Origin of the sequence: Nocardia sp. NPDC057227 (assembly GCF_042669725.1) — a bacterium.
GTDB classification, from domain to species: Bacteria; Actinomycetota; Actinomycetes; order Mycobacteriales; family Mycobacteriaceae; genus Nocardia; species Nocardia asteroides_A.
This window is the reverse complement of sequence record NZ_JBHUXA010000006.1, coordinates 43,954-70,578: the sequence shown is the minus strand read 5'-3', so window position 1 is coordinate 70,578 and position 26,625 is coordinate 43,954. Positions and strand designations below refer to the sequence as shown.

Here is a 26,625-nt window from a genome sequence, read left to right as displayed (position 1 = left end):
ACACTGTGATGAACGTTCCCTATCACCGCGATTCGCGTGCGATGGGCTCCTACCCGCCGTTCACCACTTCATGTGGGGATAAATCGCCTGATCGAGTTCGACGATCGAGGCCGACCACCCTCCAGGGTGCCGGGCGCTCTCCGATTCAGCAAGCGCGCCCCGGAGATCTACGTCATACGACCAGCCGACTTGCTATCACTGCGGCACTTGGCCAGGATGTTGGGCAGCAACCGAATAGCGAGCAGCCAGTTACCCGATCAGCGACGATCGAGCAGCCGGTCCAGCTGCGGCCCGATCTCGGCGAGCGCACGGGGCTCGGCCATCTGGTCGTGCGTGGCGTCCACCGGCCGGTCGACGACCTCGCCGTCCACGTACGGCCGCCACGCCGCCGCCGCGCCGGGGCGCGGCTGCACGGCGGCGCTGAAGTACTGCAGCGCACCGCGAAACACCTCGGGGCGGTACCGGTTGATGAGTTCGGCAGAGCGTACCGCGTTGCGGTAGATCCGCCGCACCCGCTCCGGAGTGAGCACCGCGGCCTCCGCGGGCACCGCGGCGTGCAGCAGGGCGAGCGCCGCGTCCGGTAGCTCGGTGAGGTCGTGGTCGGGGTCGTCCGGCAGCGCGCCGAGCACCGCGTCGTCGATGCCGAGTTCGCCGAGCGCGGCGCGCAGCGCCGAGCGGAAGTCGGAGATGTCGATCTCGTGGTGGCTGTCCAGCATGGCGAGCAGCGCGACCTCCTCGCCCTCGGCCTGCAGCGTGGTCGCGATGGCGTGCGCGACGATGCCGCCGAGCGACCAGCCGAGCAGGTGGTACGGCCCGTGCGGCTGCACCGCGCGGATCTCGGCGAGGTAGCGCTCGGCGATCTCCGGCAGCGAGCCGGCCAGGTAGCCGTCCTCGGTGAGCGCGGGCGACTGGATACCGAGGATCGGCCGGTCCTGGTCGATGTGCGCGGCGAGCCCGGCGTAGCTCCAGGCCAGGCCGTACATGGGGTGCAGGCAGAAGAGCGGCTCCGCGCGACCGCTGCCGCGCAGCGGGAGCAGCACGCCGAGCGCGGCGTCCGAATCGTGCTCGGGCTCGTCCTGCCCGGCGGAGACCGCGCGCACCCGGGTGGTGACCGCGGCGACCGTCGCGTCGGCGAAGAGCCACTGCACCCGGACGTCGACGCCGGTGACCGCGCGCAGCCGCGCGACCAGCCTGGTGGCGAGCAGCGAGTTCCCGCCGAGCTCGAAGAAGTCGTCGTCCATGCCGGCCCGCGGCAGCTCGAGCACCTCGGCGAAGAGCCCGGCGACGGTCTGCTCCAGCGGCGAGAGCGCGGCCCGGTAGGGCCTGCTGCTCAGCTCGGGCGCGGGCAGCGCCCTGCGGTCCAGCTTGCCGCTGGCATTCAGCGGCATGGCGTCGAGCAGGACCAGCGCCGACGGCACCATGTAGGAGGGCAGCGCGGACCGCGCGTGCGCGAGCACCGCGCGCTGCGCCTCGCCCGCGCCCGGCTCCGGCACCAGGTAGCCGACCAGCCGGTCGCCGTTGTCGCCGCGCACCAGCGTGACCACGGCCTGCCGCACGGCGGGGTGGCCGAGCAGCACGCTCTCGATCTCGCCGAGCTCGATCCGCTGGCCGCGCAGCTTGACCTGGAAGTCGCTGCGCCCCAGGTACTCCAGCACCGGCGCGCCGTCGCCGCCGGGACGCCAGCGCACCACGTCGCCGGTGCGGTAGAGCCGCTGCCCGCCGCCGTGCGCGACGAAGCGCTCGGCGGTCAGCCCCGGCGCGTTGGCGTAGCCGCGCGCCAGCTGCACGCCCGCGATGTACAGCTCGCCCGCGGCGCCGAACGGCACCGGCGCCAGCTGCCGATCCAGGACCAGCGCCTCGGTGTTCGCCACCGGAGCGCCGATCGGGATGCCGCCGCGCCGCGCCCGGCCGCTCACCGCGTACGCGGTGACCACCGTGGCCTCGGCCGGGCCGTACCAGTTCACCAGGTACGCCTCCGGCAGCAGCTCGGCAAAGCGGGCCGCGAGCTCGGCGCCGAGCGCCTCACCCGCGGCGAAGACCCAGCGCAGCGCGGGCAGCTCGACCCGGGGTAGCTCGGCGAGCTCGTCCAGGAACGCCGCGAGCATGGACGGGACGAAGTGCACCGCCGTGACCCGGCGCTCGGTGAGCTCGCGCAGCAGGTAGGCGGGGTCGCGGTGGCCGTCCGGCTCCGCGATCAGCACCGTTGCCCCGGTCTGCAGCGGCCAGAACAGCTCCCAGGTGGAGATGTCGAAGGTGATCGGGGTCTTGTGCAGCACCAGGTCGCCCGCGCCGTGCGGGTAGGTCCACTGCGCCCAGCGGAACTGGTTCACCATCTGCCGGTGCGTGATCACCACGCCCTTGGGCCGCCCGGTGGAGCCCGAGGTGTAGATGACGTAGGCGGCGCCGTCCGGCAGTGCCGGGGAGGCCGGCGGCTCGGCCTGCAGCGAATCGGGGTCGGGCAGCCAGAGCGAATCCAGCTCGACCACCTCGACGTCGCTGTCGGTGGTGAAGGCGTCCCGCGCGGTGGTGAGCACGCAGAGCGGGGCGGCGCTGGTCAGCACGTATTCGCTGCGCTCGGCGGGGTGGTCCGGGTCGATCGGGACGTAGGCGGCGCCGGTGCGGAGCACCGCGTAGATCGAGGCGACCAGCTCCAGCGAGCGGCGCATGGCGATGCCGACCAGGCTGCCCGGCCCGACGCCGCGCTCGGTGAGCACCTGGGCCAGCGCGCGGGCGAGCAGGTCGAGCTCGCTGTAGCTGAGCCTGGTGTCCTCGTACATCACCGCCGGGGTGTCCGGGGTGCGGGCCACCTGCGCGTCGAAGAGCGTGAGCAGGGTGGCCTCGTCCCGGAATTCCGGCACCTCGGTGTCGTTCGCCGCGGCGAGCGCCGCGCGCTCGGCGTCGGTCAGCAGCTCCACCTCGGCGACGCGCGCGTTGCGGTCGCGTGCGAAGCGGTCGACGACCGCGGCGAAGCGCTCGGCGAGCAGCGCGGCGGCGGCGTCGTTCACGACGTCCCTGCGGTGCTTCAGCGTCACCTGCAGCTGCCTGCCGGGCACCACCATGACGGTGATCGGGTAGTGCGTGTTGTTGACGACGTCGACCCCGGCCAGGTGCATGCCGTCGATCCCGCCCGGCTGTTCCAGCCCGGCGCGCTCCAGCGCGGCCTTGTCGATCGGGAAGGACTCGAAGACGACGAGGGTGTCGAAGAGCGGGTCGACCCCGGCCAGCTCCTGGATCTCGGCCAGCCCGACGTGGTGGTGGTCGAGCAGCGCGGCCTGCTCCAGCTGCAGCGTGCGCAGCAGCGCGGCCAGCGTGGCGCCGGGCTCCAGCCGGACCCGGACCGGAACGGTGTTCACGAACAGCCCGACCAGCGTCTCCACCCCGGGCAGCTGCGGCGGGCGGCCGGAGACGGTGGCGCCGAAGACCACGTCGTCCCGGTCGGTGCTGCGCCCGATGAGCAGCCCCCACGCCGCCTGCACGACGGTGTTCACCGTGACGCCGAGTTCGGCGGCGAGCCGGCTCAGCGCCTCGGAGCGGGTGACCGAGAGGGTGAACCCGGCCTCGCCGATCCCCGCCTCGCCGAACCCGGCCTCGCCCGGCCCTGACTCCGGGAGCGCGGGCACCAGCGCGGTGGGTTCGTCGATCCCGCTCAGCGCGGCCCGCCAGGCGGTGCGCGCGGCGCCGCGGTCCTGCGCGGCGAGCCAGAGCAGGTAGTCGCGGTACGAGCCGATCGGCTCGCCCAGCGGCCGCCGCACCCGCCCGACCAGTGCGTACACCGTGAGCAGGTCGCGGAGCAGCAGCGGCATCGACCAGCCGTCCACCAGGATGTGGTGCGCGGTGACCAGCAGCTGATGCCGCTCGGCGGCGGTCCGGATCAGGGTGAAGCGCAGCATCGGCGCCTCGTGCATGTCGAACGGGGTGGCCAGGTCGTTGGCGACCACCCGCGCCCGCGCGGCGTCCGCCGGGAGCTCGGCCAGGTGCCCGAGGTCGACGAAGCGCCAGGGCAGCCGGACCGCGTCCAGCACCACCTGCACCGGCTCGCCCGCGCCGTCCTCGGCGAAGGCGACCCGCAGGTTCGGGTAGCGGACCAGCACCAGCTCGGCGGCGGCGCGCAGCCTGGTGGCGTCCACCGGCCCGGTCAGGTGCAGCCCGAACTGCATGGTGTACGCGTCCACCGAGCCTGCGGCGAGCAGCGCGTGGAAGAGCATGCCCGACTGCAGCGGCGTCACCGGCCAGACGTCGGCCAGCTCCGGGTAGCCCCTGGTGAGCTGATCGACGTCGCGCTGGTCCAGCGAGACCAGCGGGAAGTCGGACGGGGTGTGGCCGCCCGCCTCCGGCTGCCTGCCGTGCTCGGCGAGCCCGCCGAGCGCGCGCACCCAGCGCTCGGCGAAGGTCTGCACGTCGGGGAGATCGAGCACGGCGGCGGCGTAGTCGAACCGGGCGACCAGGCCGTCCTGGGTGGCGTCGACGGTGAGGTCGAGGACCAGGTCGTCGACCGGGGAGTCGACCCGCACCCGGGCCGGGCGCAGGTCGCGGTAGCGCAGCCCGAGCAGGCCGCGGTCCAGCCGGGCGATCTCACCGGCGGTGGCGGGGTTGGCGTACCGGAGCAGCCCGAACCCGACGCCGCCCGCTGGCACCGCCCGGCACATCTCCTTGACCCGGCCGAGCGCGACGCCCGCGGCCGGGCCGCCGTCGAGCACCTCGGCGAAGTCGATCCCGGTCAGCCGCAGCGCGAGCGGGTAGGTGGTGGTGAAGGCGGCGACGAAATCCGCGGCGGCGGTGCCGGAGCCGCTGAAGTCGGCGGGGTCGCCGGTCCTGGCGTCGGCGGTGAGCCGGACGACGCTGCCGATCTGCTCCGGCGCGGTCGGGTCGGCGAGGGCCAGCGCCAGCGCCGTGAGCAGCACTTCCTCCACGGTGGCGTGGTAGGCGTCGGCGACCCTGGCGACCGCGCCCGCGGCCTCCCTGGTGATCCGGGCCGACAGCCTGCCGCGGATGCGCAGGTCGCCGGGGTACAGGCGGCCACCGCGCGGGACGGCGGCGCGCCACCACTCCAGCTCGGCCAGGGTCGCGGGGGCGGCGGCGCGGGCGGCGAGCGCACGGACCAGCCCGCCGGCCCCGGTGCCGGTGACGGCGGGCGCGGCGTGCCCGCCGGACCACACCGCGCTCAGCTCGTCCACCACGATCCGCCAGGCGGCGTCGTCGATCACCAGGCCGTTGGCGACCACGAGCAGCGTGCCGCCCTGGTCCGGCTGGGCCGGGGTGATCAGCACGAACCGGACATTGGCCCCGGCGGCCGGATCCAGCTGCGCGGCAACGGCCTCGACCACCTGGTCGTACTCGCCCGGCTCCACCTCGGCCGCGTCCAGCAGCCAGTACGCCTCGGCCCGGCCGGTCGGCGGCACCAGCTCGAAGGCGGGCTCGCCCTCCTCGGTGCGGACCAGCCGCGCGGAGAGCATGGGGTGCCTGGCCAGCACGCCGTCGGCGGCGGCCCAGACCTGGTCGGTGGCGGTGCCGACCGGGACGTCGAGTTCGATGGCGCGCAGTTCGATCCCGGCGGGGGCGTCGGCGAGCAGCCGCAGCCCGTCCGGGGTGAGCGGGAGCAGGCCGTCGTCCGGCGGCTCGGCGGTCGACGCGGCGGCGAGCGCGGCGACGGTCCGGTGCTCGAACACCTCGCGCGGGCTGATCGTCACGCCGCGGGTGCGGGCCCGCGCCACCACCTGGATGGAGGCGATGGAGTCGCCGCCGAGCGCGAAGAAGTCGTCGTCCGCGCCGACCCGCTCGACCCCGAGCAGCTCGGTGAAGATCTCGGCCAGCACCAGCTCGGCCTGGCCATCGGGCGCGCGGAAGACCGCCTGCTCGGCCTGCGGCTCCGGCAACGCGGCGCGATCGAGCTTGCCGTTCACGGTCAGCGGCAGCGCGTCGAGCAGCACGAAGGCGGCGGGCACCATGTAGCTGGGCAGCCTGGCGGCGAGCGCGGTGCGCACCCGCTCGACGTCGGGGGCCTTCCCGACCAGGTAGGCGACCAGCCGCTCGCCGGTGCCGTCCGGCCCCGGCCTGGCCAGCACCGCCACCTGCGCCACGTCCGGCTGCTCCAGCAGCGCGGCCTCGATCTCGCCGAGCTCGATCCGGAAGCCGCGCACCTTCACCTGGAAGTCGGTGCGGCCGCGGTACTCCAGCTCGCCGAGCGGGTTCCAGGCGGCCAGGTCGCCGGTGCGGTACATCCGGTCGCCCGCCCGGAACGGGTTGGCGACGAAGCGGTCGGCGGTCAGCTCCGGCCTGCCGAAGTAGCCGCGGGCCAGCTGCGCGCCCGCCAGGTACAGCTCGCCCGCCACGCCCATCGGCACCGGGTTGAGCCGCGGGTCGAGCACGTAGACCTGGCAGTTCCACTCCGGATCGCCGATCGAGACGGCGTGCTGGTCGGCGCCGGTCACCCGGTGCGCGGTGATCGAGACCGCGGCCTCGGTCGGGCCGTACAGGTTGAACAGCTCCGCCGAGTTCGCCCGGCGGAACCGCTGCGCCACCGCCGCGGGCAGCGCCTCGCCGATGGCGAGCACCCGGAGCAGCGAGGCGGGCAGGCTGCCGTCGGCCTCGGTGAGCAGTGCGTCCAGCATGGAGGGGACCGCGTGCAGCGTGGTCACCTTCTCCCTCGCCATGAGCTCGTTCAGGTAGCCGGGGTCGCGGTGGCCGTCGGCGTCCGCGATCACCAGCGAGCCGCCGCACACCACGGCCGACCAGAACTCCCAGACCGAGAGGTCGAAGGTGGCCGCGGTCTTGAGCAGCACCGCGTCCTCGGCGCCGAGCCGGAACTCCGCGCGCTTCCACAGCAGCTGGTTGACGATGGCGCCGTGCGACACCGCGACGCCCTTCGGCCGGCCGGTGGAGCCGGAGGTGAAGATGACGTAGGCGGTGTTCGCCGGGTGCAGCGGCGCGAGCCGCTCGGCATCGTCGACCCGGCCGTCGTCGTAGCCGTCGAGCCGCAGGTCGTCCAGGACGAGCACCGGGGCGTCGGGGGTTGTGAAGCCGGTGGCCAGGTCGGTGAGGACGCAGATCGGGGCGGCCGTGCTCAGGATGTGGCCGGTGCGCTGCGCGGGCTGCGCGGGGTCGAGCGGCACGTAGGCGCCGCCGGCCACCGAGACCGCGTACATGGCGACGACCAGCTCCACCGAGCGCGGCAACGCGAGCGCCACCCTGGTCTCCGGCCCGACCCCGAGCGAGATCAGGTGCCTGGCCAGCCGGTTCACCCGGGCGCCGAGCGCGCCGTAGTCGAGCGTGCTGCCCGCGGGGCCGATCAGCGCGGTGCCCGCCTGGTGCTCCGCGACGGTGGCGTCGAGCAGCGAGACCAGCGTGGCCGCCGGGTCGACCGGGTGCGCGGTGGCGTTGCGGGCGAGCAGCAGCCGGTCGCGCTCGTGCTGCTGCAGCAGCGGCAGGTCGCCGACCGGCGTCTCCGGCGCCTGCGCGACCGCGCGCAGCACCCGGACGAACCGGTCGACGAAGCCGCGCACGGTGAACTCGTCGAAGAGCGCGGTGGCGTAGGTGACGACGCCGCCGATCCCGGCGGGCGCGCCGTCCTCGTCGTAGGCGTCGCCGATCATCCAGTGCAGGTCGAACTGCGAGATCGCGGTCTCGAAGTCGACCGCGGAGACGGCGAGCCCGGGCAGCTCCAGCGTGGTCGGGGCCAGGTTCTGGAAGGAGAGCCCGAGCTGGAAGAGCGGGTGCCGCGCGGTGGAGCGCTCCGGGTTGAGCACCTCGACCAGCCGCTCGAAGGGCACGTCCGCGTGCGCGAAGACCTGGATGTCGGTGTCGCGCTGCCGCTTCAGCAGGTCGGTGAAGGGCGCGCCGAGGTCGAGCCTGGTCCGGAACACCAGGGTGTTCACGAACATGCCGATGAGCTGCTCCAGCGCCACCTCGTCCCGGCCCGCGATCGGCGTGCCGACGGCGACGTCGTTCGCACCGGAGAGCCGCCCGGCCCAGACCGCGAGCGCGGTGTGCACGACCATGAAGAGCGTGGCGCCGTTGGCCCTGGCCAGCTCGCCGAGCGCGCGGTGCGTCCCGGCGTCGATCCGCACCTCGACCATGCCGCCCGCGTAGGACTGCACGGCCGGGCGCGGGCGGTCGGCCGGCAGCTCGATCTGGTCCGGCAGCCCGGCCAGCTCGTCCTGCCAGAAGGCGATCTGCCTGGCCGCCACCGAATCCGGGTCGCGCTCGCTGCCGAGCAGCTCCTGCTGCCACAGGCTGTAGTCGGCGTACTGCACCGGCAGCGGCGCCCACTCCGGGGCGGTGCCGCCCGCCCGTGCCACGTACGCGGTCATCAGGTCGCGGGTCAGCGGGCCGATCGAGGAGCCGTCGGCGGTGATGTGGTGCACCACCATGGCCAGCGCGTGCTCTTCGGGCGGCAGCCCATCCGCGCGCCGCACCGCGAGCAGCGCCACCCGCACCGGCACCTCGACGGTGATGTCGAAGAGCGTGCCGATCACCTCGGCGACCGCGTCGCCGAGCTGCTCTCCGGTCACCGTGCGGTACTCCACCTCCGGCACCGACTGCGCCACCGGCAGCACCACCTGCACCGGGCCGTCCTCGGTCTGCGGGTAGAGCGTGCGCAGCACCTCGTGCCGCGCGGCCAGGTCGGCGACGGCGGCGCGCAGCGCGGCCACGTCCAGGTCACCGCTGAACCGCACCGCGATCGGGATGTTGTAGGCGGTGGACTCCGGGTCGAAGCGGTTCAGGAACCACATGCGCCGCTGCGCCGGGGAGAGCGGAATCCGGTCCGGGCGCGGCCCGCCGGTGAGCGCCAGCCGCGCCGGGTTCTCGGTGAACTCGACCAGCCGCAGCGCCAGCCCGGCCACGGTCGGCGCCTCGAACAGCGTCGGCACCGGAATCCTGGTCTCCAGCGCGTCGTTCAGCCTGGCGACCACCTGGGTGGCGATCAGCGAGTTGCCGCCGAGCTCGAAGAAGTCGTCGTCGGCGCCGATCTCGGTGGCCCGCAGCAGCTCCGCGTAGACGCCGGCGACCAGCTCTTCCAGCCTGCCGGATGGCGCGCGGAACTCGCGCGCGGCGAAGACCGGGGCGGGCAGCGCCTTCCGGTCCAGCTTGCCGCCGGGGGTGAGCGGGATGGCATCGAGCACCACGATCGCCGCGGGCACCATGTGCGCGGGCAGCCGCTGCCCGGCCGCGCTCGCCAGCGCGGCGGTGTCCACGGCGGCGCCGTGCACGTAGGAGACGAGAACCGTCGCGCCGCTGTCCAGCTCGTGCCCGACGGTGGCGGCGAAATCGACTCCTCGCTGCTCGGTGAGCACCGCGTCGATCTCGCCGAGCTCGATCCGGAAGCCGCGGATCTTCACCTGGAAGTCGTTGCGGCCCAGGTACTCCAGCTCGCCGTCGGCGGCGCCGCGCACCACGTCACCGGTGCGGTAGAGCCGGGAGCCGGGCGCGCCGAGCGGGTCGGCGACGAAGCGGGTCGCGGTGAGGCCGGGTTTGCCGTGGTAGCCGCGGGCCAGCGCCGGGCCCGCCACGTAGAGCTCGCCCGCCACCCGGTCCGGCACCGGCATCAGCCTGGCGTCAAGCACGTGCGCCGCGATCCCGCGGATCGGCGCGCCGATCGTCACCGGCTCGCCGGGCAGCATGGGGGCGCTGATATTGGTGGCGACGGTGGCCTCGGTGGGGCCGTAGGCATTGTGGAACCGGCGCCGCGCGCCGTCCGGCAGCGGTGTGACCCAGCGCCGCACGAGATCCGGCGGGCAGGCCTCGCCACCGGTCACCACCACGCGCAGCGCGTCCAGCCCGGCCGGGTCGACCGAGGCCAGCGCGGCCGGCGTGACGAAGGCGTGCGTGACCCGCTCGCGGCGCAGCACGTCGGCCAGCTCGGTGCCGCCGAAGACCTCGGGCGAGACCACCACCATGGTCGCGCCGCCGCCCAGCGCGAGCAGCAGCTCCAGCACCGAGGCGTCGAACGAGGGTGAGGCGAAGTGCAGCGTCCGGGAGGCGGCGTCCACCCCGTACCGCTCGCGCTGCTCGGCGCAGAACCCGGCCAGCCCGGCCTGGGTCACCACCACGCCCTTCGGCAGCCCGGTCGAGCCCGAGGTGTAGATGGCGTACGCGGGGTGCTCGGCGCGGACCGGGCGCACCCGGTCGGCCTGGGTCACCGCGTCGGGCGGCAGGTTCTCCAGCGCGGCGACGGTGGCCGGGTCGTCGAGGACCAGCCACTCGGTGTCGTCCGGCAGCGCGGCGCGGGCCGAGGCGACGGTAAGGCCGAGCGCCGCGCCGGAGTCGGTGAGCATGTGCCGCACCCGGTCGGCCGGGTAGTTCGGGTCGACCGGGACGAAGCCCGCCCCGGTCTTGGCGACCGCCCAGACCGCGAGCACCGACTCCACCGAGCGCCGCAGCCCGACCGCGACCAGGTCCTCCGGGCCGACGCCGCGCTCGATCAGCAGCCGGGCCAACCGGCTGGAGCGCGCGTCCAGCTCGGCGTAGCCCACCGGTTCGGCGCTCGCCTCCGCCGCCGCGAAGACCAGCGCCGCGCCCTCCGGGTTCGCCTCGACCGCGGTCGCCAGCAGCTGCGGCAGCGTGATCGTGCGCGGTCCCCTGGTCCGGGTCGGGCGGGTACGGGCGGGGCGGGTCATCGGAGCACCGGGGACATGGGGAGACTCACTTACTCGATGGCGCCGGTGCCACCGGCGAGATCATGCATGCCGAAGACCGCGGGAACGTCGGCCCAGTGCCCGGGATCGGTGACCGACCCCTCGTCCAGGACGACGGCCTGCAGGTCGGCGAGCGGAGCACTGTCGATCCGGTCGAAACCGGCGCGGTCGGTGAGCAGGTGGGTCACCCACTCGTCGGCCAGCGCCGCCGCCGGGTCGGCCCCGAGGCCGTGCTCCGGCACCACCAGCGCGGCGCCAGCCAGCCCGGCCGCGGCCACCTCGACCAGCGCGGCGAACGCCTCGGGGCGCCCGTGCTGGAAGGTCCGCGATTCGAAGGTCAGCTCGGTGCGGGCGCGCAGCCGGTCCACGATCGCGGCCAGCCCGTCGTAACTCACCGACCTGGTGCCGCCGTTGGTGCCCGCCGCCGCCGCGGGCACCGGCCCGAGGAACACCGGGTCGCCGCCGCGCAGCGCCCTGGTCCGGATGGCGTAGGTGACCGGGCGGCTCGACTCGCTGCCGATCTCGGCGCGCACCGCCTGGTCGTCCAGCGCGATCCACTCCAGGCTCTCCGCCGACCCGGGCGCGGCGCCGAGCACCAGCCCGACCTTGATGTCCGCACCGGGCGGGAGCACCGCCTCGCCGGTGCCGACCGGCACCACCGCGGCGCCCGCCTTGAGCACCGCCCAGAGCGCGACCGCCTGCTCGACCCCGCGCTCCAGCCGGACCGCGACCCCGACGCCGGGCCCGCAGCCGCGCCCGATCAGCACCCTGGCCAGCTGCGAGGACCTGGCGTCCAGCTCCTGGTAGGTGACGGCGGCCTCGCCGGAGACCACCGCGGGCCCCTCCGGGTCGTCCTCCACCGCCAGCGAGAGCGCCTGGGTGAGCGCGGTGCCCCTGGTGCTCGCGGCCACCGTCTCCGGCTCCGGCGCGGCCAGCGCGCGGTCCCGCTCGGCCTCGTCCAGGATGTCGATATCGCCGACCACGACCTGCGCGTCCGCGGCGACCGCCAGGCAGACCCGCTCCAGCCTGCGGCCGAAGCCGGCGACGGTGGCCTCGTCGAAGAGGTCGGTCGCGTAGGTGAACTGGGCGACCAGCTCGCCGGGGGCGCCGTCCGCGGTGTGCGTCGGCGAGACGCTCAGCTGCAGGTCGAACTTGGCCTGCGCGGCCCCCGCGTCCAGCGCCGACACCCGCAGCCCCGGCAGGTCGAGGGTGGCCTGCTCGGTGTTCTGGAAGGCGAGCACCACCTGGAAGAGCGGGTGGAAAGCGGCGCTGCGGCCGGGCAGCAGCACCTCCACGATCCGCTCGAAGGGCAGGTCGGCGTTGGCGAAGGCGGCCAGGTCGACCTCGCGCGCCTGCTCGATCAGCGCGTCGAAGGTGCTGCCCGCGTCCACCGCGGTGCGCAGCGTCAGGGTGTTCACGAACATGCCGACCAGGTCGTCCAGGGCGCGCTCGCCGCGGCCCTCGATCGGGGTGCCGACGGCGATGTCGCGGTTGCCGGAGAGCCGGGAGAGCAGCACCGCGAGCGCCGCGTGCACCACCATGAAGAGCGAGGCGTTGTGCTCGCGCGCGATCCGGGCCAGCCCGGCGTGCACCTCGGCGGAGAGCGTGCAGGTGCTCGCCGCGCCGCGCATCGACGGCAGCGCCGGGCGCGGCCGGTCCTGCGGCAACTCGAGCGCGCCGGTGAGCCCGGCCAGGTTCTGCTTCCAGTACCCGAGCTGCTGCGCGGCGACGCTGGCCTGGTCGTCGTCGGTGCCGATCACCGCGCGCTGCCAGAGCGCGTAGTCGGCGTACTGCACCGGCAGCGGCGCCCAGTTCGGCGCATCGCCCGCGATCCGGGCCAGGTACGCCGTCATCAGGTCGCGGGCGAGCGGGGCCAGCGAGGCGCCGTCGCCGGAGATGTGGTGCACCACGACGACCAGCAGGTACTCGCCGGGCGCGTCGCCCTCGAGCAGCGCGATCCGCACCGGCGGCGCCGCGGTGACGTCGAACCCGGCCGACATCAGCTCGACCACCCGGCCCATGAGGTCGCCCGGCGCCTCCACCGGCAGCCCGCCGGGCAGCGCCGCGGCGGCCGAGAGGATCTCCTGCACCGGCTGCTGCTCCGGGCCGGCCACCGGGAACCGGGTGCGCAGCGACTCGTGCCGCTCCAGCACGTCGAAGACCGAGCGCTCCAGCGCGGGCAGGTCGAGCGTGCCGGTGAGCCGCAGCGCGAACGGGATGTTGTAGACGCCGGACTCCGGGTCGAACCGGTTCAGCACCCACATGCGCTGCTGCGCGGGCGAGAGCGGAATCCGCTCCGGGCGTGCCGCGGCAACCAGGGCGGGGCGCCCGCCGGTGCGCGAGCCGGGCACGATCCGCCCGGCCAGCGCGGCCACCGTCGGCGCCGCGAACAGGGTGCGCACCGAGAGGTCGGTCTGCAGCGCCTCGTTCACCCGCGCCACCACCCTGGTGGCGAGCAGCGAGTTGCCGCCGAGCGCGAAGAAGTCGTCGTCCAGCCCGACCTCGCCGCCGCCGAGCAGGCTCGCGAAGACGTCGGCGACGGTCTGCTCGATCGGGGTGCGCGGGGCGCGGAACCCGGTGGCGCCGACGAAGACCGGCGCGGGCAGTGCCCTGCGGTCCAGCTTTCCGCTGGCGTTCAGCGGGAACTCGTCGAGGACGACCAGCGCCGCGGGCACCATGTACCCGGGCAGCAGCGCGCCGAGCGCGGTGCGCACGGCCTCCGGGTCGACGGTCGCTCCGGCGGCGGGCACCAGGTACCCGATGAGCGCCTCGCCCGCCGGGGTGTCCCTGCGCAGCACCACCACCGAGCGGTCGACGCCGGGCTGCTCCAGCAGCGCCGCCTCGATCTCGCCCAGCTCGATCCGCAGCCCGCGCAGCTTCACCTGGAAGTCGGTGCGGCCCAGGTACTCGACCTCGCCGCCGGAGTTCCAGCGCACCAGGTCGCCGGTCCGGTACATGCGGCTGCCGTCCGCGCCGAACGGGTCGGCGACGAAGCGGTCCGCCGTGAGGTCGGAGCGGCCCAGGTAGCCGAGCGCCAGCTGCCTGCCTGCCAGGTACAGCTCCCCCGGCACGCCGGGCGGCACCGGCCGCAGCCTGGCGTCGAGCACGTAGAGGCTGGTGTTCCAGACCGGGCGGCCGATCGGCACGCTCACCGTGTCGGCCGCGACGACCTCGTGGTAGGTGACGTCGACCGCGGCCTCGGTCGGGCCGTACAGGTTGTGCAGCCTGGCCCCGGTCAGCTCGCGCAACCTGGCCGCGGTGGGCGCGGGCAGCGCCTCACCGGAGGCGAACACCAGGCGCAGCCCGGCGTGCCTGCCCGCGGCGCCCGCCGCCTCGTCCAGCGTGGCGACGAAGACCGCGAGCATGGACGGCACGAAGTGCGCGGTGGTGATGCCCCGCGCGGCGATGGTCTCCGCCAGGTACACGGGGTCGCGGTGGCCGTCCGGGGTGGCGACCACCAGCCGCGCGCCAGCCTGCAGCGGCCAGAAGAACTCCCACACCGACACGTCGAAGGTGGCCGGGGTCTTCTGCAGCACCGCGTCGTCGGCGGTGAGCCGGTATTCGTCCTGCATCCAGAGCAACCGGTTCACGATGGCGCGGTGGCTCACCGCGACACCCTTCGGCTTGCCGGTGGAGCCCGAGGTGAAGATGACGTAGGCGATCGAGCCCGCGCGCACCGGGCCGCCGCGCTCCGGCTCGGTGAGCGGGGTGTCGGCGGTGCCGGTGAGGTCGAGCGCGTCCAGCACGGTGACCGGCGCGGCGTCGGTGTGGAACTCGTCGCGGGCGGTGGTGAGCACCATGGCCGGGCGGGCGGTCGCCAGCACATAGTCGATCCGGTCGGCGGGCTGGTCCGGGTCGAGCGGGACGTACCCGGCACCGGCCTCCAGCACCGCGTACATGGCGACCACCAGCTCCACCGAACGCCGGATGGCGAGCGCCACCAGGGAATCCGGCTCCACGCCCTCGGCGGTGAGCACCCGGGCCAGCCGGTGCACTCGCGCGGCGAACTGCGCGTAGCTGAGCTGTTCGCCGTCGGCGCCGACCAGCGCGACGGCGTCCGGGGTGGCGGCGGCGCGGGCCTGGAAGAGCGAGACCAGCGTCTCGTCGCCGGGCAGCTCGCGCTCGGTGGCGTTCCAGCCGGTGAGCACGGCCTTCCGCTCGTCGGCGTCGAGCAGCTCGATGGCGCCGACCTGGACCCGCGGGTCGGCCGCGACGGCGGCGAGCACCCGCTGGAAGCGCTCGGCCACCCGGCGGATCGTCGCCTCGTCGAAGAGGTCGGTGGCGTAGGTGATCTCGGCCGCGATGCCGTACGCGGCGCCCTGCCGGTCGATGTGCTCGGCGAGCGAGAACTGCAGGTCGAACTTGGCAAGCGGCACCGCGAGATCCAGCCCGCCGACGGTCAGCTCGGGCAGCTCCAGCTCGGTGCGGGCCAGGTTCTGGAAGGTCAGCATGACCTGGAAGAGCGGGTGCCGCGCGGGCGAGCGCACCGGGTCGAGCAGCTCGACCAGCCGCTCGAAGGGGACGTCGGCGTGGCCGAATGCCGCCACGTCCTTCGCCCTGACCTCGGCGAGCAGGTCGGCGAAGGACACCGCGGGGTCGAGCTCGGTGCGCAGTACCAGGGTGTTGACGAACATGCCGATCACGTCGTCAAGCGCGGCGTCGCCGCGGCCGGCGGTCGGGGTGCCGACGGCGACGTCCGGGGTGCCGGAGAGCCTGCCGAGCAGCACCGCGAGCGCGGCGTGCACCACCATGAAGAGCGTCGCGTTGCCCCGGTGCGCGAGCGCGGTGAGCCCGGCGTGCGTGTGCGCGTCGACCTCGAAGCGGAGCACCGCGCCGCGATTCGACGCGGCGGGCGGGCGCGGGCGGTCGGCGGGCAGCTCCAGCTGCTCCGGCAGCCCGGCCAGCGTCTCCCGCCAGAACGAGATCTGCTGGGCGAGCAGCGAGTCCGGCTGCTCCTCGGCGCCGAGCACCCTGCGCTGCCAGAGCGCGAAGTCGGCGTACTGCACGGCGAGCGGCGCCCAGTCCGGCGCGCCGCCGTCCCGGCGCCGCACGTAGGCGGTCATCAGGTCGCGGGTCAGCGGGCCCATGGAGAAGCCGTCGCCCGCGATGTGGTGCACCACGCAGATCAGCACGTGCTCGGTGGCGCTCAGCCGGAGCAGCCGCAGCCGCAGCGGCGGTGCATCGGTGACGTCGAAGCCGCCGGTCACGGTGGCGACGACCAGCCCAGGCACCGCGGCCTCGGCGGCCGGTTCCGGCTCGAAGAGCGGGACGGCCCGCGGATCGTGGACCGGGAGCACCAGCTGGTACCCCTCGCCGTCGACCTCCGGGTAGACCGTGCGCAGCACCTCGTGCCTGGTCACCAGGTCGGTGACGGCGGTCCGCAGCGCGGCGACGTCGAGCGCGCCGGTGAGCCGCACCGCCACCGGGATGTTGTTCACCGCCGACTCCGGATCGAAGCGGTTCAGGAACCACATGCGCTGCTGCGCGTAGGAGAGCGGCACCCGGTCCGGGCGCGCGCCCGCGGTCAGCTCCTCGCCGACCGCCGAGCCCGCGTGGTGCTCCACCCGCTCGGCCAGCGCCGCCACCGTGGTCGCCTCGAAGAGCAGCTGCACCGGCACCCGCGCGCCGAGCGCGGTGCCGATCCTGGCCGCGGCCTGCGCGGCGAGCAGCGAGTTGCCGCCGAGTTCGAAGAAGTCGTCGTCCGCGCCGACCCGGCCCTCGTCCGGCGCGCCGGGCAGCAGCAGCGCCGCGAAGACATCGGCCACGATCTCCTCGACCGGGGTCGACGGCGCGCGGAACTCCCGTGCCGCGAAGACCGGCTCGGGCAGCGCGGCCCGGTCCAGCTTGCCGACCGGGGTGAGCGGGATGGCATCCAGCGCCATGATCGCGGCGGGGATCATGTAGCCGGGCAGCGTCTCCGCGAGGTGCGCGTCCAGCGCGGGGACGTCCAGCTCGGCGCCTGCCCGCGGCAGCACGTAGGAGACCAGCGCTGTCGCGCCGGAGGGCAGCGTGCGGCCGATGGTGGCCGCGAAGTCGATGTCCGGGTGCGCGGTGAGCGCGTTGTCGATCTCGCCGAGCTCGATCCGGAAGCCGCGCACCTTGACCTGGAAGTCGGAGCGGCCCAGGTACTCGATGATCCCGCCGTCGGGGCCGTCGGTCTCGCTGCGGCGCACCAGGTCGCCGGTGCGGTAGAGCCGCAGCCCGGGGGCGCCGGAGTCGGCGCCGAACGGGCTGGCCACGAAGCGCTCCGCGGTGAGCCCCGGCCGGTTGAGGTAGCCCTGGGCCAGCGCGGGCCCGGTCAGGTACAGCTCGCCGACCACCCCGGCAGGCACCGGCCGCAGCCGGTTGTCCAGCACGAAGGCGCCGACACCGGGGATGGAGGCGCCGATGGTCACCGGCTGCGCCGGGTCCATCGGCGGGGTGCTGGTCGCCAGGATGGTGGCCTCGGTGGGGCCGTAGCCGTTGTAGAAGGCGCGCTCAGCGCCGGTGTCGGAGACGCCCGGGGGCAGAGCCCAGCGCCCGACCAACTCCGGGCCGAACTTGTCGCCCGCCACTACGACGGTGCGCAGGTCGTCCAGGCCGTCGGGGTCCACCGACTCCAGCGCGCCCGGGGTGATCAGCATGTGCGTGACCCGCTCGCGGCGCAGCAGATCGGCCAGCTCGAAGCCGCCGAAGACCGCGGGCGGCGCGATGACCAGCGTCGCGCCCGCCGTGAAGGTGAGCAGCAGCTCCAGCACCGAGACGTCGAAGTTGGGCGAGCAGACGTGCAGCACCCGCGCGTCGCCGGTGACCCCGTAGTGCTCGCGCTCGGCGGCCACCAGCCCGTTCAGCCCGGCGTGCGTGACCACGACGCCCTTGGGCTTGCCGGTGGAGCCCGACGTGTAGATGACGTAGGCCGGGTGCCGCTCGTCCAGCTGGCGCACCCGGTCGGTGTAGGAGACGGGGTGCTCCGGGCGCGCGGCGATCCGCTCGGCCTGGGCTGGGTCGTCCAGCACCAGCCACTCGACGCCGTCGCCGAGCGCAGCCCGGTGCGCCGCGGTGGTGAGCCCGAGCACCGCGCCGGAATCGGCGACGATGTGCCCGATCCGCTCGGCGGGGTAGGCCGGGTCGACCGGGACGTAGGCCGCCCCGGTCTTGGCGATCGACCAGACCGCGAGCACCGAGTCGGCGCTGCGCGCGATGCCGACCGCGACCACGTCACCGGGGCCGATGCCGCGCTCGATCAGCTCCCGCGCCAGCCGGGAGGATGCCTGGTCCAGCTGCTGGTAGGTCAGCTCGCGCTGGTCGGCCGGGTCACCGGTGGGGTTGTAGCGAATGGCCACCGAGTCGGCGGCGGACTCCACCGCCGCGGTGAGCAGCTGTCCGAACAGCGGGCTCCCCGGACGCCGTCGGCGGTTGCCCCGAGCAGAACGACGGACACCATCCATTCGACTGATCTCACCTCTCGCTTCGAGCGCTTCGAGCCTTGCCACACTTCGACGGGTCCGCCGGAAAGCCCCAGGAAAAGGTGGCTCGTTCCGGCCGGCACAGCCTGGCAATCATATAAGCAAGGCATGGTGCGCCGATCCGGCTCGGGTGCTGCTCGGGCGGACCGGGGGTTATCGGGGGTGCGGGCCGGCTCGTTGCCCCAGGGTGATCGAGGTCACCGGGGTCCGCCGGGCGGTGCCGACGCCGGACGGGCATCGCCGGGCCCAACGGCCATCCGGCTCGGAAACCGGCCGCACCCGGCGCACATCGAGCAGCGCGGCCCGCGCGCCACAGCGGCCGACGCGATCCACCGGACGGAATTCTCATCGCCCCCGTGCCAGCGAACTCGGGCAAGCGAGCCCGGCCGCAGCACTTCCGGCTCCGTGCGGGGTGGACTCGACGGGAGCGCAGCTCCGCAGGTCGATCACCCCCGCGGGGGCGGACCCGGCGGAGGGGCACCCCTGCCGCGGCAACGTGCACTGCGCACCGGTGCGGTCGGCGCGAAATGTCACGCCGCCGGGCGCGCTCAGTGCGCGGACGGGCCCCAGTGCAGCGGCACACCCTTGGCGGCCAGGTAGGCGATGGGGTCGGTCTTGTTGCCGCCCTGATCCCAGATCTCCAGGTGCAGGTGCGGGCCGGTGGACTGGCCGCGGTTGCCGACGGTGGCGATCACGTCGCCCGCGTTCACCCGCTGCCCCTCGTGCACCAGCATCTCGTTGACGTGGCCGTAGACCGCGGTGGTGCCGTCGTCCTGCAGCACCCGGACCCAGAGCCCGAAGCCGGAGGCGGGCCCGGCCTCGATCACGGTGCCGTTGCTGACCGAGTGGATCGGCGCGCCGATCGCGTCGGCGAAATCGACGCCGTAGTGGAAGGCACCCCAGCGGGTGCCGAAGCCGGAGCTGACCGCACCGGCCACCGGGCGGACCGCCTGCGCCGGGGCCACCTGCTGGGTGACGCCCTTCAGCATGTCCTCGACCTGGGCCAGCGGGGCGGCGAGCTCCGGCGGCAGGTTGTTGATGCCGAACGGCGCGGCCACCGGCTGCGCGACCGGGGCGGCCTGCGCCACCGGCTGCGGCGCCGGGGCGGGCTGCGCCACCGGCTGCACGGCGGCGGCGAGCTGCTCGGCGAGCGGCGCCTCGGCGATGCTCTTGAACGCGATGGGCTCGGACGCGGTGTTGTCGTCGTGCGTGGGGAGCAGCGGCGCGGCGTAGGCGAGCGCGGGGGCGATCTGGCCCGCGGTGCCGATGAGGGCGCCGGCGGCGACCGCGACACCCGCGGCGTTCTTCACGCGGTCGACCGTGGAGATCTCGGCCCGATGCCGGGTCGGCTTGCTGAACTCGGCAGCGCCGATGAGGTCCATGACGGTGATCGAATCGGGGCCAACCCGGTGCTGCGACAAAGCTCGTCCTTGCGTTCGAACCGACAGAGGAACGGGCGCTTCGGCGAAACCTGTTCGGATAACGTTTCGGCATCCGTCGTGATGGGAACTCTACCCTGTCGTGACCATTCCGCAACCTTCGGATTCCGAGCGCGGCTCGGAATCCGGATCGCAGCAGGTCATCGGGGAGAATAAGGCCGTGATCATCGACGAGATCAGATTACCGATCGTGCTCGCCCCGATGGCGGGTGGACCCTCCACGCCCGAACTCACCGCGGCCGTGAGCGACGCGGGCGGGCTCGGGCTGCTGGCCGCCGGGTATCTGAGCGCTGAGCAGGTCAGCGCCCGGATCTCCGCTCTGCGCGGGCTGACCTCCGGGTTGTTCGGAGTCAATCTCTTCGCGCCGGGTCCGCCCGCCGCGCCCGTGGTGTACGCGGAGTACCTGGCGGCGCTCGGTGCCCGCTTCGAGGTGGGGGCGGCGCGGCACGACACCGACGACTGGGCCGCCAAACTGGATCTGCTCGTCGCATCGCCGGTGCCGGTGGTGACGGTGACCTTCGGCTGCCCATCGGCCGCCGAGATCGCGCGGCTGCACGGGGTCGGGACCGAGGTGTGGGTGACGGTCACCTCGGTGGGCGAGGCCGAGCAGGCGATCGACGCCGGGGCGGATGCCCTGATCGTGCAGGGGGCCGAGGCGGGTGGGCATCGCGCCGTCTTCCGCGACGACCGCGCGGACGATGCCGCCGATCCGCTCTCGCTGCTCGCGCTGCTGCAACTGATCGGCGCGGTTCTCGACGTCCCCCTGGTCGCCACCGGCGGGCTCACGACCGGTTCCGGAGTCGCCGGCGCACTCGCCGCGGGCGCGGCCGCCGCGCAGATCGGCACCGCCTACCTGCGCTCGCCGGAGGCGGGGACCAATCCGGTGCACCGCGCCGCGATCGGCGGTGCCGCGCCGACCGCGCTCACCCGCGCCTTCACCGGGCGCCGGGCACGCGGCATCCGCAATGCCTTCATGGACGAGTTCGGCGCCGCGGCCCCGGTGGCCTACCCGGAGATCCACCACGCCACCGCGGGCCTGCGCACCGCCGCCAGGGCCGAGGGCAACCCCGACGCCGTGAACCTCTGGGCCGGCCAAACCCACTCGCTCGCACCCGAACTCCCCGCGGGCGACCTCACCCGGCAGCTCGCCGCCGACGCGAAGACCGCCCTCACGCGCACCCTCACCCGCCGATTCCCGGCGAGCTGATCCTCCGCGCGCGGGACTGAGGAGGAGCGGCCCGCGCGACCGCATCCCCACCGCGCGAGCCCGGCACGCCGCCCGCTCGACACACCTTCCCCGCGGAACCACGCGTAGTCTCCGCGCATGAGCGGTACCGACAGCACCTCGCCCGGCGACGCGCGCGCCGCCGACATCGGCGCCCTGCTCGCGCCGTGGACCACCGCCATGGGCGCGGACGAGACCGGCTACACGCACCACGTGCTGCGGGTACTCGAACTGTGCGACCTCGTCGCCCCGCCCGGCGTCCCGCGCCCGAGCGACCGCACCGAGTTCCGGGTCGCCGCCGTCTTCCACGACCTCGGCATCTGGTCGGCGGGCACCTTCGACTACCTGCCGCCGTCGATCGAACTCGCCGCACAGCACCTGCGCGACACCGACGCGGCGGAGCTGATCCCGACGGTCACCGCCATGATCGAGCACCACCACAAGCTCCGGCGGGCCGGTGCGGCCGACGACCCGGTGGAGATCTTCCGCCGGGCCGACGCCGTCGACGTCGAACTCGCCCTGCTCGGCCGCTTCGGCGTCCGCCGCCGCGGCTACCGCGCGCTCACCCGCCGCTACCCGGACGCAGGCTTCCACCGCCGCCTGGTGACCCTGGCCGGGCAGCGGCTGCGCACCCATCCGACGTCGCCGCTGCCCATGCTGGAGTGGTGAGCAGCTCAGCTGAGCGTGCTGACCTCCAGGTCACCGTCGGCGTACTGCGCCCGCAGCCGCTTCTTGTCGAACTTGCCGACGCTGGTCTTCGGCACCTCGGGGATGAAGGTCCAGCGCTCCGGCAGCTGCCACTTGGCGAACTTGTCCGCGAGGTAGTCGCGGAGCTCGTCCGGCTCGGCCTGCGCGCCGTCGGCGAGCACGATGGCGACCAGCGGCCGCTCGTCCCACTTCTCGTCCGGCACGCCGATCACCGCCGCCTCGGCCACCGCCGGGTGCGCCATGACGGCGTTCTCCAGGTCGACCGATGAGATCCACTCGCCGCCGGACTTGATCACGTCCTTGGCCCGGTCCACCAGCGTGAGGTAGCCGTTCGGGCTGATGATGCCGACGTCGCCGGTGCGCAGCCAGCCGTCGTCGAACTTGTCCGGGTCGATCTCGGCGCCGTCCGGGGCGTAGTAGGAGCCGGTGATCCACGGCCCGCGCACCTCGAGCTCGCCGAGCGACTTCCCGTCGTTCGCGACGACGGCGCCGGAGTCGTCCACCAGCCGCGCCTGCACCGAGGCCGGGAAGCGGCCCTGGCTGATCCGGTAGGCCCACTCCTCCTCGCCGGTCACCCGGGCGGGCGGCTGCGCGACGCTGCCGAGCGGCGAGGTCTCGGTCATCCCCCAGGCGTGCACGATCTTCACGCCGTGCTGCTCCTCGAAGGCCTTCATCATGGCGGGCGGCACCGCGGAGCCGCCGACGACGACCGAGCGCAGGTGGCTGATGTCCTGCGGCTGCGCGGCCAGCCCGGCGAGCACGCCGCCCCAGATGGTCGGCACCGCGGCCGCGAAGGTCGGCTGCTGGTCGGCCATCATCTCCAGCAGCGGCCCCGGCTGCAGGAAGCGGTCGGGCATCAGCACATTCGCGCCGGACATGAGCGCCGCGTACGGCAGCCCCCAGGCATTGGCGTGGAAGAGCGGGACGATGGCGAGCACGTAGTCGCGCTCGGAGAAGTTCATGCTGGCCGGGCTCAGCACCTGCATGGCGTGCAGCCAGTTCGAGCGGTGCGAGTAGACGACGCCCTTCGGGTCGCCGGTGGTGCCGGAGGTGTAACACATGGCGGCGGCGGAGCGCTCGTCGATCACCGGGAAGTCGTAGCTGTCCGGCTGGGCCGCGAGCAGTTCCGTGTAGGAGTGCACCTGCACGCCCGCGGGGGCCTCCAGCGCGGCGGCGTCGCCGTTGGCGACGATGACGTGCCGCACCGTCTTCAGGTTCGGCAGGTACTGGGCGAACATCGGCAGCAGCGTGCCGTCCACGATGACGACCTGGTCCTCGGCGTGGTTCGCCACGTAGACCAGCTGGTCCGGGAAGAGCCGGATGTTCAGCGCGTGCAGCACCGCGCCCATGGCGGGCACCGCGATGTAGGCGACCATGTGCTCGTTGTTGTTCCACATGAAGGTGCCGACCCGGTCGCCGACGTTGATGCCGAGCCCGCGCAGCGCGTTCGCCAGCCGGGCCGATTCGGCGCCGAGCTCGCGGTAGGTCAGGGACCGCACGCCGGAGCCGGTCCAGGTGGAGACGGTCGAATCCCCGAGGAAGGTCGACGCGTACCGCAGCAACGTCGCCAGCGACAACGGCTCGTCCTGCATGGTGCTCAGCATTCGCAAAACTCCCTTCTCGGGGCCCGCGCCCGGCCGCTACCAGCGGTTTTCGGGCATGAGCCAGATCACACCGGCGATGCTACCGAAGGGTAGGCGGTTGGTGTGACGACCGGTAAGAACAACACGGCCGTACCGGAATTGAGGGCGGCTGCCATCGGATCCGAGCGAGGTGGCAGGCCGGACCGGCCGCCGGCGACACCCCCTGCGACGCCGCCGACTTCCGATCCGGCCGTCGAGCCGTGTTCCGTTGTAACCCCGCGGCCACCGCGGCGGCCAGTTGTTCGCCGGAGGGCGACCTGATCGAGATGAACCGGAGCGGAAGCAAAATGCACGAAAGCTCCCGACCTGCCGTTTCACCCTCCCGACCGGCGCCCGAGTGCGTGAACAAATGCACATGCAGAATCTTCGCGGGGACTTCAGTACGCAAGACCTCGATATGGCCGAAAATCTCGATTCACTGTCCGCCGTTCTCTTCGGACCTGCGGCTTCGCCGCCTACGCTGAAGTAATGACTTCGCCGTCGATCATCGTCATCGGCGCCGGCTTCGCCGGCCTCGGTCTCGCCCTTGAGCTGCGCCGCAACGGACTGGAGAACTTCACCATCCTGGAGCGCGCGGCCGACCTCGGCGGCGTGTGGCGGGAGAACACCTACCCCGGCGCGGCCTGCGACGTGCCGTCGCCGCTCTACTCGTGGTCGTTCGAGCCGAAATCCGACTGGCCGCGCCGCTTCTCGGAGCAGCGCGACATCCACGAGTACATGCGCGGGGTCGCGGAGAAGCACGACCTGGCGCGCTTCATCCGGTTCGGCACCGAGGTGACCGACGCCGAGTACGACGAGCGCACCGCCCGCTGGACCGTCCGCACCGCCGCGGGCGACCGCCTGGAGGCGGACGTGCTGATCCCCGCCGTCGGCCAGCTCTCCCGGCCCGCGCTGCCGAACATCCCCGGCATCGACACCTTCACCGGCGCCGCCTTCCACTCCGCCGAGTGGGACCACTCGGTCGAGCTCGCGGGCAAGCGGATCGCCTGCATCGGCACCGGAGCCAGTGCCGTGCAGTACATTCCGCGGATCGCCCCCGAGGCCGCGCACCTGACGCTCTTCCAGCGCTCGGCCGCCTGGGTGCTGCCCAAGCCCGACGTCGAGTACAACGCCGTGCACCACGCCCTCTTCAAGTACCTGCCCCCCACCCGGCTCGCCGAGCGCTTCGCCATCTGGGCCTTCTTCGAGTTCCTCGCCCTCGGCCTCACCGACCTGCCCGCCATCAAGGGGCCGGTGGTGGCGCTCGCCGACCGGCACCGGAAAACGCAGGTCACCGACCCTGAGCTGCTCGCCAAGCTCACCCCCGACTACGCAGCGGGCTGCAAACGCGGCCTCTTCTCCAACGAGTATTTCCCCACGCTCGCGCGGCCGAACGTCACCGTGGAGACCACCGGCATCACCGAGGTGACGCCGTCGGGCATCCGCACCGCCGACGGCGTGGAGCACGAGGTCGACGTGATCATCTACGGCACCGGCTTCAAGGGCACCGAATTCCTCGCGCCGATCACCATCTCCGGGGTCGACGGCCGCAAACTCGCCGACGTGTGGGGCGCCGAGGGGGCAAGGGCCTTCCTCGGCCTCTCCGTCCCGCATTTCCCGAACCTGTTCATGATGTACGGCCCCAACACCAATATCGGCGCCGGCTCGGTGATCTACATGCTCGAATCCCAGGCGCGCTACATCCGCCAGGTGGTCCGGCACCTGGCCGAGCGCCCCGGCACCGCCGTCGCCGCCCGGGTCGAGACCGAGCAGGACTGGGACGACTACCTCCAGCGCCGCCTGAAGGACACCCCCTGGAACTTCTGCACCAGCTGGTACCGCAATGCCGCCGGGCGGATCACCAACAACTGGCCCGGCGCCACCGTGCTCTACCGCTGGCGCACCCGCCGGTTCGATCCCGCCGACTACAGCGAATACACAAAGTCCTCGTAGTCGCGGTTCTATACCCCCGTAGCAATTCTCCAGTAATCTGATGCGCACCGGTTCCGAGCAGGAGGTGCGCGATGCTGTGGGTGCTGCTCGCTGTGCTGATCGTCGCCGTGGTCGGGTTGTATCTGTTGCGGGAGCGGGGGGTTGGGCGGGGTGATTCCACCCGGGATGCTCCGGAGTTGTCCGCCGGCGACGCAGGGTTACGCGAAGGCGATTCAGGGTTGCGCACCGACGACCCGCGGTCTCCCGCCCATGACCAAGGGTTCCTCGCCGATGATCCGAGGCATCGCGCCGGCGGTCCGGCTACGGCGCATCCGGCATCGTCCGATCCGTCCGCCCCACGCACCGACTTCCCCCCGGAGCGCACCCCCGAGCCGCTATCTCCTGCTCACCACACCCTCACCCAGCTCAACCAGGCACTCGACGTACACACCCCGCGCACCGAAGCCGCCCGCCAAGCCCTCGAAGCCGCCGCCGACCGCCGCCGCGTAGCCGGCTTCCTCCTCGCCCGCGCCGACACCGAGCAAGCCGAACTCACCGCCCGCGAAGGTCTCTATTACATCCGCGCCGCCCGGGTAGCCATGCGCATGGACCCCGGCCCCGAGCCCACCCCCCTCCCCGCCCAATCCGAAGCGGGCGAGATCTCCGAAGCGCGAACCCGCACCTTCCGTGGCCACCGAATCGACCTCTCCCCCACCCCTTCTCCCACCACCCCGCACCACCACCCCGGCGGTCGCGTAGCCGACCGCCTCATCCCGGCAGGGTGGTACTCCGAGCAGTGGTGGCGCCCCGCCCTCGCCACCGGCGCCTGGCCCCCCGGCTCCGACGCCCTCTTCACCGCGCTCTTCTCCGACGAAGCCCCGGAACCTCCCCGCCCCGGCGCCGGAATCGGCCTCGACCGCAAAGAGCCCACCACCGCTGCCCCCTCCGAACCCGGCCGGCGCCCGACCTCCGTACCACCACTTCCCGGCAGTCCCGCACCACGCTCCAGCCGTCCCCTCGACACTGTGCCGCCGACGCCCGACCAAGCCGCCGGCCCGACACCTCCGGTTCCCGGCCCGTCTGCCGATTCCACTCCGGCGGACGACGACCGCACCTCCCCGCGTAGCGCTCCCGAAGATGCACACTCACCGCAAGATTCAACCCCCGACCGCCACGGAACCCGCGCCGACGGACCCGACCCCGCCCGCCGAGACCTCCCCTACGACGACCCCCAATACCGCGCCAACGGCTACGGCATCACCGCCGACCACCCCGCCCCCGGCAACAATGGCGTCGAGTACCACGGCGCGACCCGCAACGGCCACCGCCCGCACGGCCCCCGCGGCTACGAAGACCTCGGCGGCTACGAAGGCGGCGCCTACGACCCCGGCGGCCTCGACCCGCCCTACTGACCCCACCCACGATGCGGCTCCCGGCACCCCCACCCGGTAGACTCCGGCCTACCCGGACCGCCCAGCGGCCCCGGCCCCGCCCTCGTAGCTCAGGGGATAGAGCACGGCTCTCCTAAAGCCGGTGTCGCAGGTTCGAATCCTGCCGAGGGCACACCCATAACCGCAGGTCAGGCAACCCGTCGATCCGAGCCGCCACCCGCCGCACCCAGCT

General features: G+C 73.5%; 7 protein-coding genes, 1 tRNA gene and 1 pseudogene. 5 read left to right on the top strand and 4 right to left on the bottom strand.

Annotated features, from left to right (window positions below; genetic code table 11):
• Positions 1 to 257 precede the first annotated feature (257 nt).
• The 3 genes and pseudogenes from ACFUJ1_RS11345 to ACFUJ1_RS11335 form a co-directional block, all read right to left on the bottom strand.
• A pseudogene (locus ACFUJ1_RS11345) lies at positions 258 to 10,604 on the bottom strand (amino acid adenylation domain-containing protein); the annotation flags it as partial.
• Between the two features lie 38 nt (positions 10,605 to 10,642).
• A complete protein-coding gene (locus ACFUJ1_RS11340; RefSeq protein ID WP_378644829.1) occupies positions 10,643 to 18,058 on the bottom strand; it encodes an amino acid adenylation domain-containing protein in 7,416 nt (2,471 codons plus the stop codon).
• Between the two features lie 566 nt (positions 18,059 to 18,624).
• Positions 18,625 to 19,458 (bottom strand): M23 family metallopeptidase, encoded by an 834-nt coding sequence (locus ACFUJ1_RS11335; RefSeq protein ID WP_378644827.1) that lies wholly within the window; start codon positions 19,456 to 19,458, stop codon positions 18,625 to 18,627.
• A 217-nt stretch (positions 19,459 to 19,675) separates the two neighbouring features.
• On the opposite strand from ACFUJ1_RS11335, the gene ACFUJ1_RS11330 reads away from it, so the two are divergent.
• A complete protein-coding gene (locus ACFUJ1_RS11330; protein ID WP_378644825.1) occupies positions 19,676 to 20,722 on the top strand; it encodes a nitronate monooxygenase in 1,047 nt (348 codons plus the stop codon).
• Between the two features lie 117 nt (positions 20,723 to 20,839).
• Positions 20,840 to 21,409: an HD domain-containing protein gene (locus ACFUJ1_RS11325; RefSeq protein WP_378644824.1), complete on the top strand. Its 570-nt coding sequence runs from the start codon at positions 20,840 to 20,842 to the stop codon at positions 21,407 to 21,409.
• Between the two features lie 5 nt (positions 21,410 to 21,414).
• Here the strand turns inward: ACFUJ1_RS11325 and ACFUJ1_RS11320 are convergent, their stop codons facing one another.
• Positions 21,415 to 23,052 (bottom strand): long-chain fatty acid--CoA ligase, encoded by a 1,638-nt coding sequence (locus ACFUJ1_RS11320; RefSeq protein WP_378644823.1) that lies wholly within the window; start codon positions 23,050 to 23,052, stop codon positions 21,415 to 21,417.
• A gap of 507 nt (positions 23,053 to 23,559) precedes the next feature.
• On the opposite strand from ACFUJ1_RS11320, the gene ACFUJ1_RS11315 reads away from it, so the two are divergent.
• The 3 genes from ACFUJ1_RS11315 (at position 23,560) to ACFUJ1_RS11305 (ending at position 26,565) form a co-directional block, all read left to right on the top strand.
• Positions 23,560 to 25,023 carry a flavin-containing monooxygenase gene (locus ACFUJ1_RS11315; protein WP_378644822.1) on the top strand — a complete coding sequence of 488 codons (1,464 nt, stop codon included), beginning with the start codon at positions 23,560 to 23,562 and terminating at the stop codon, positions 25,021 to 25,023.
• A gap of 71 nt (positions 25,024 to 25,094) precedes the next feature.
• Positions 25,095 to 26,414 carry a hypothetical protein gene (locus tag ACFUJ1_RS11310; protein ID WP_378644821.1) on the top strand — a complete coding sequence of 440 codons (1,320 nt, stop codon included), beginning with the start codon at positions 25,095 to 25,097 and terminating at the stop codon, positions 26,412 to 26,414.
• A gap of 78 nt (positions 26,415 to 26,492) precedes the next feature.
• Positions 26,493 to 26,565, top strand: a tRNA-Arg gene (locus ACFUJ1_RS11305).
• Positions 26,566 to 26,625: the final 60 nt, after the last annotated feature.

Bases quoted from the DNA above. Each gene is read 5' to 3' on its own strand.
- ACFUJ1_RS11340 (WP_378644829.1), bottom strand. From the start codon at position 18,058: ATGGATGGTGTCCGTCGTTCTGCTCGGGGCAACCGCCGACGGCGTCCG.
- ACFUJ1_RS11335 (WP_378644827.1), bottom strand. From the start codon at position 19,458: ATGGACCTCATCGGCGCTGCCGAGTTCAGCAAGCCGACCCGGCATCGG.
- ACFUJ1_RS11325 (WP_378644824.1), top strand. From the start codon at position 20,840: ATGAGCGGTACCGACAGCACCTCGCCCGGCGACGCGCGCGCCGCCGAC.
- ACFUJ1_RS11320 (WP_378644823.1), bottom strand. From the start codon at position 23,052: ATGCTGAGCACCATGCAGGACGAGCCGTTGTCGCTGGCGACGTTGCTG.
- ACFUJ1_RS11315 (WP_378644822.1), top strand. From the start codon at position 23,560: ATGACTTCGCCGTCGATCATCGTCATCGGCGCCGGCTTCGCCGGCCTC.
- ACFUJ1_RS11310 (WP_378644821.1), top strand. From the start codon at position 25,095: ATGCTGTGGGTGCTGCTCGCTGTGCTGATCGTCGCCGTGGTCGGGTTG.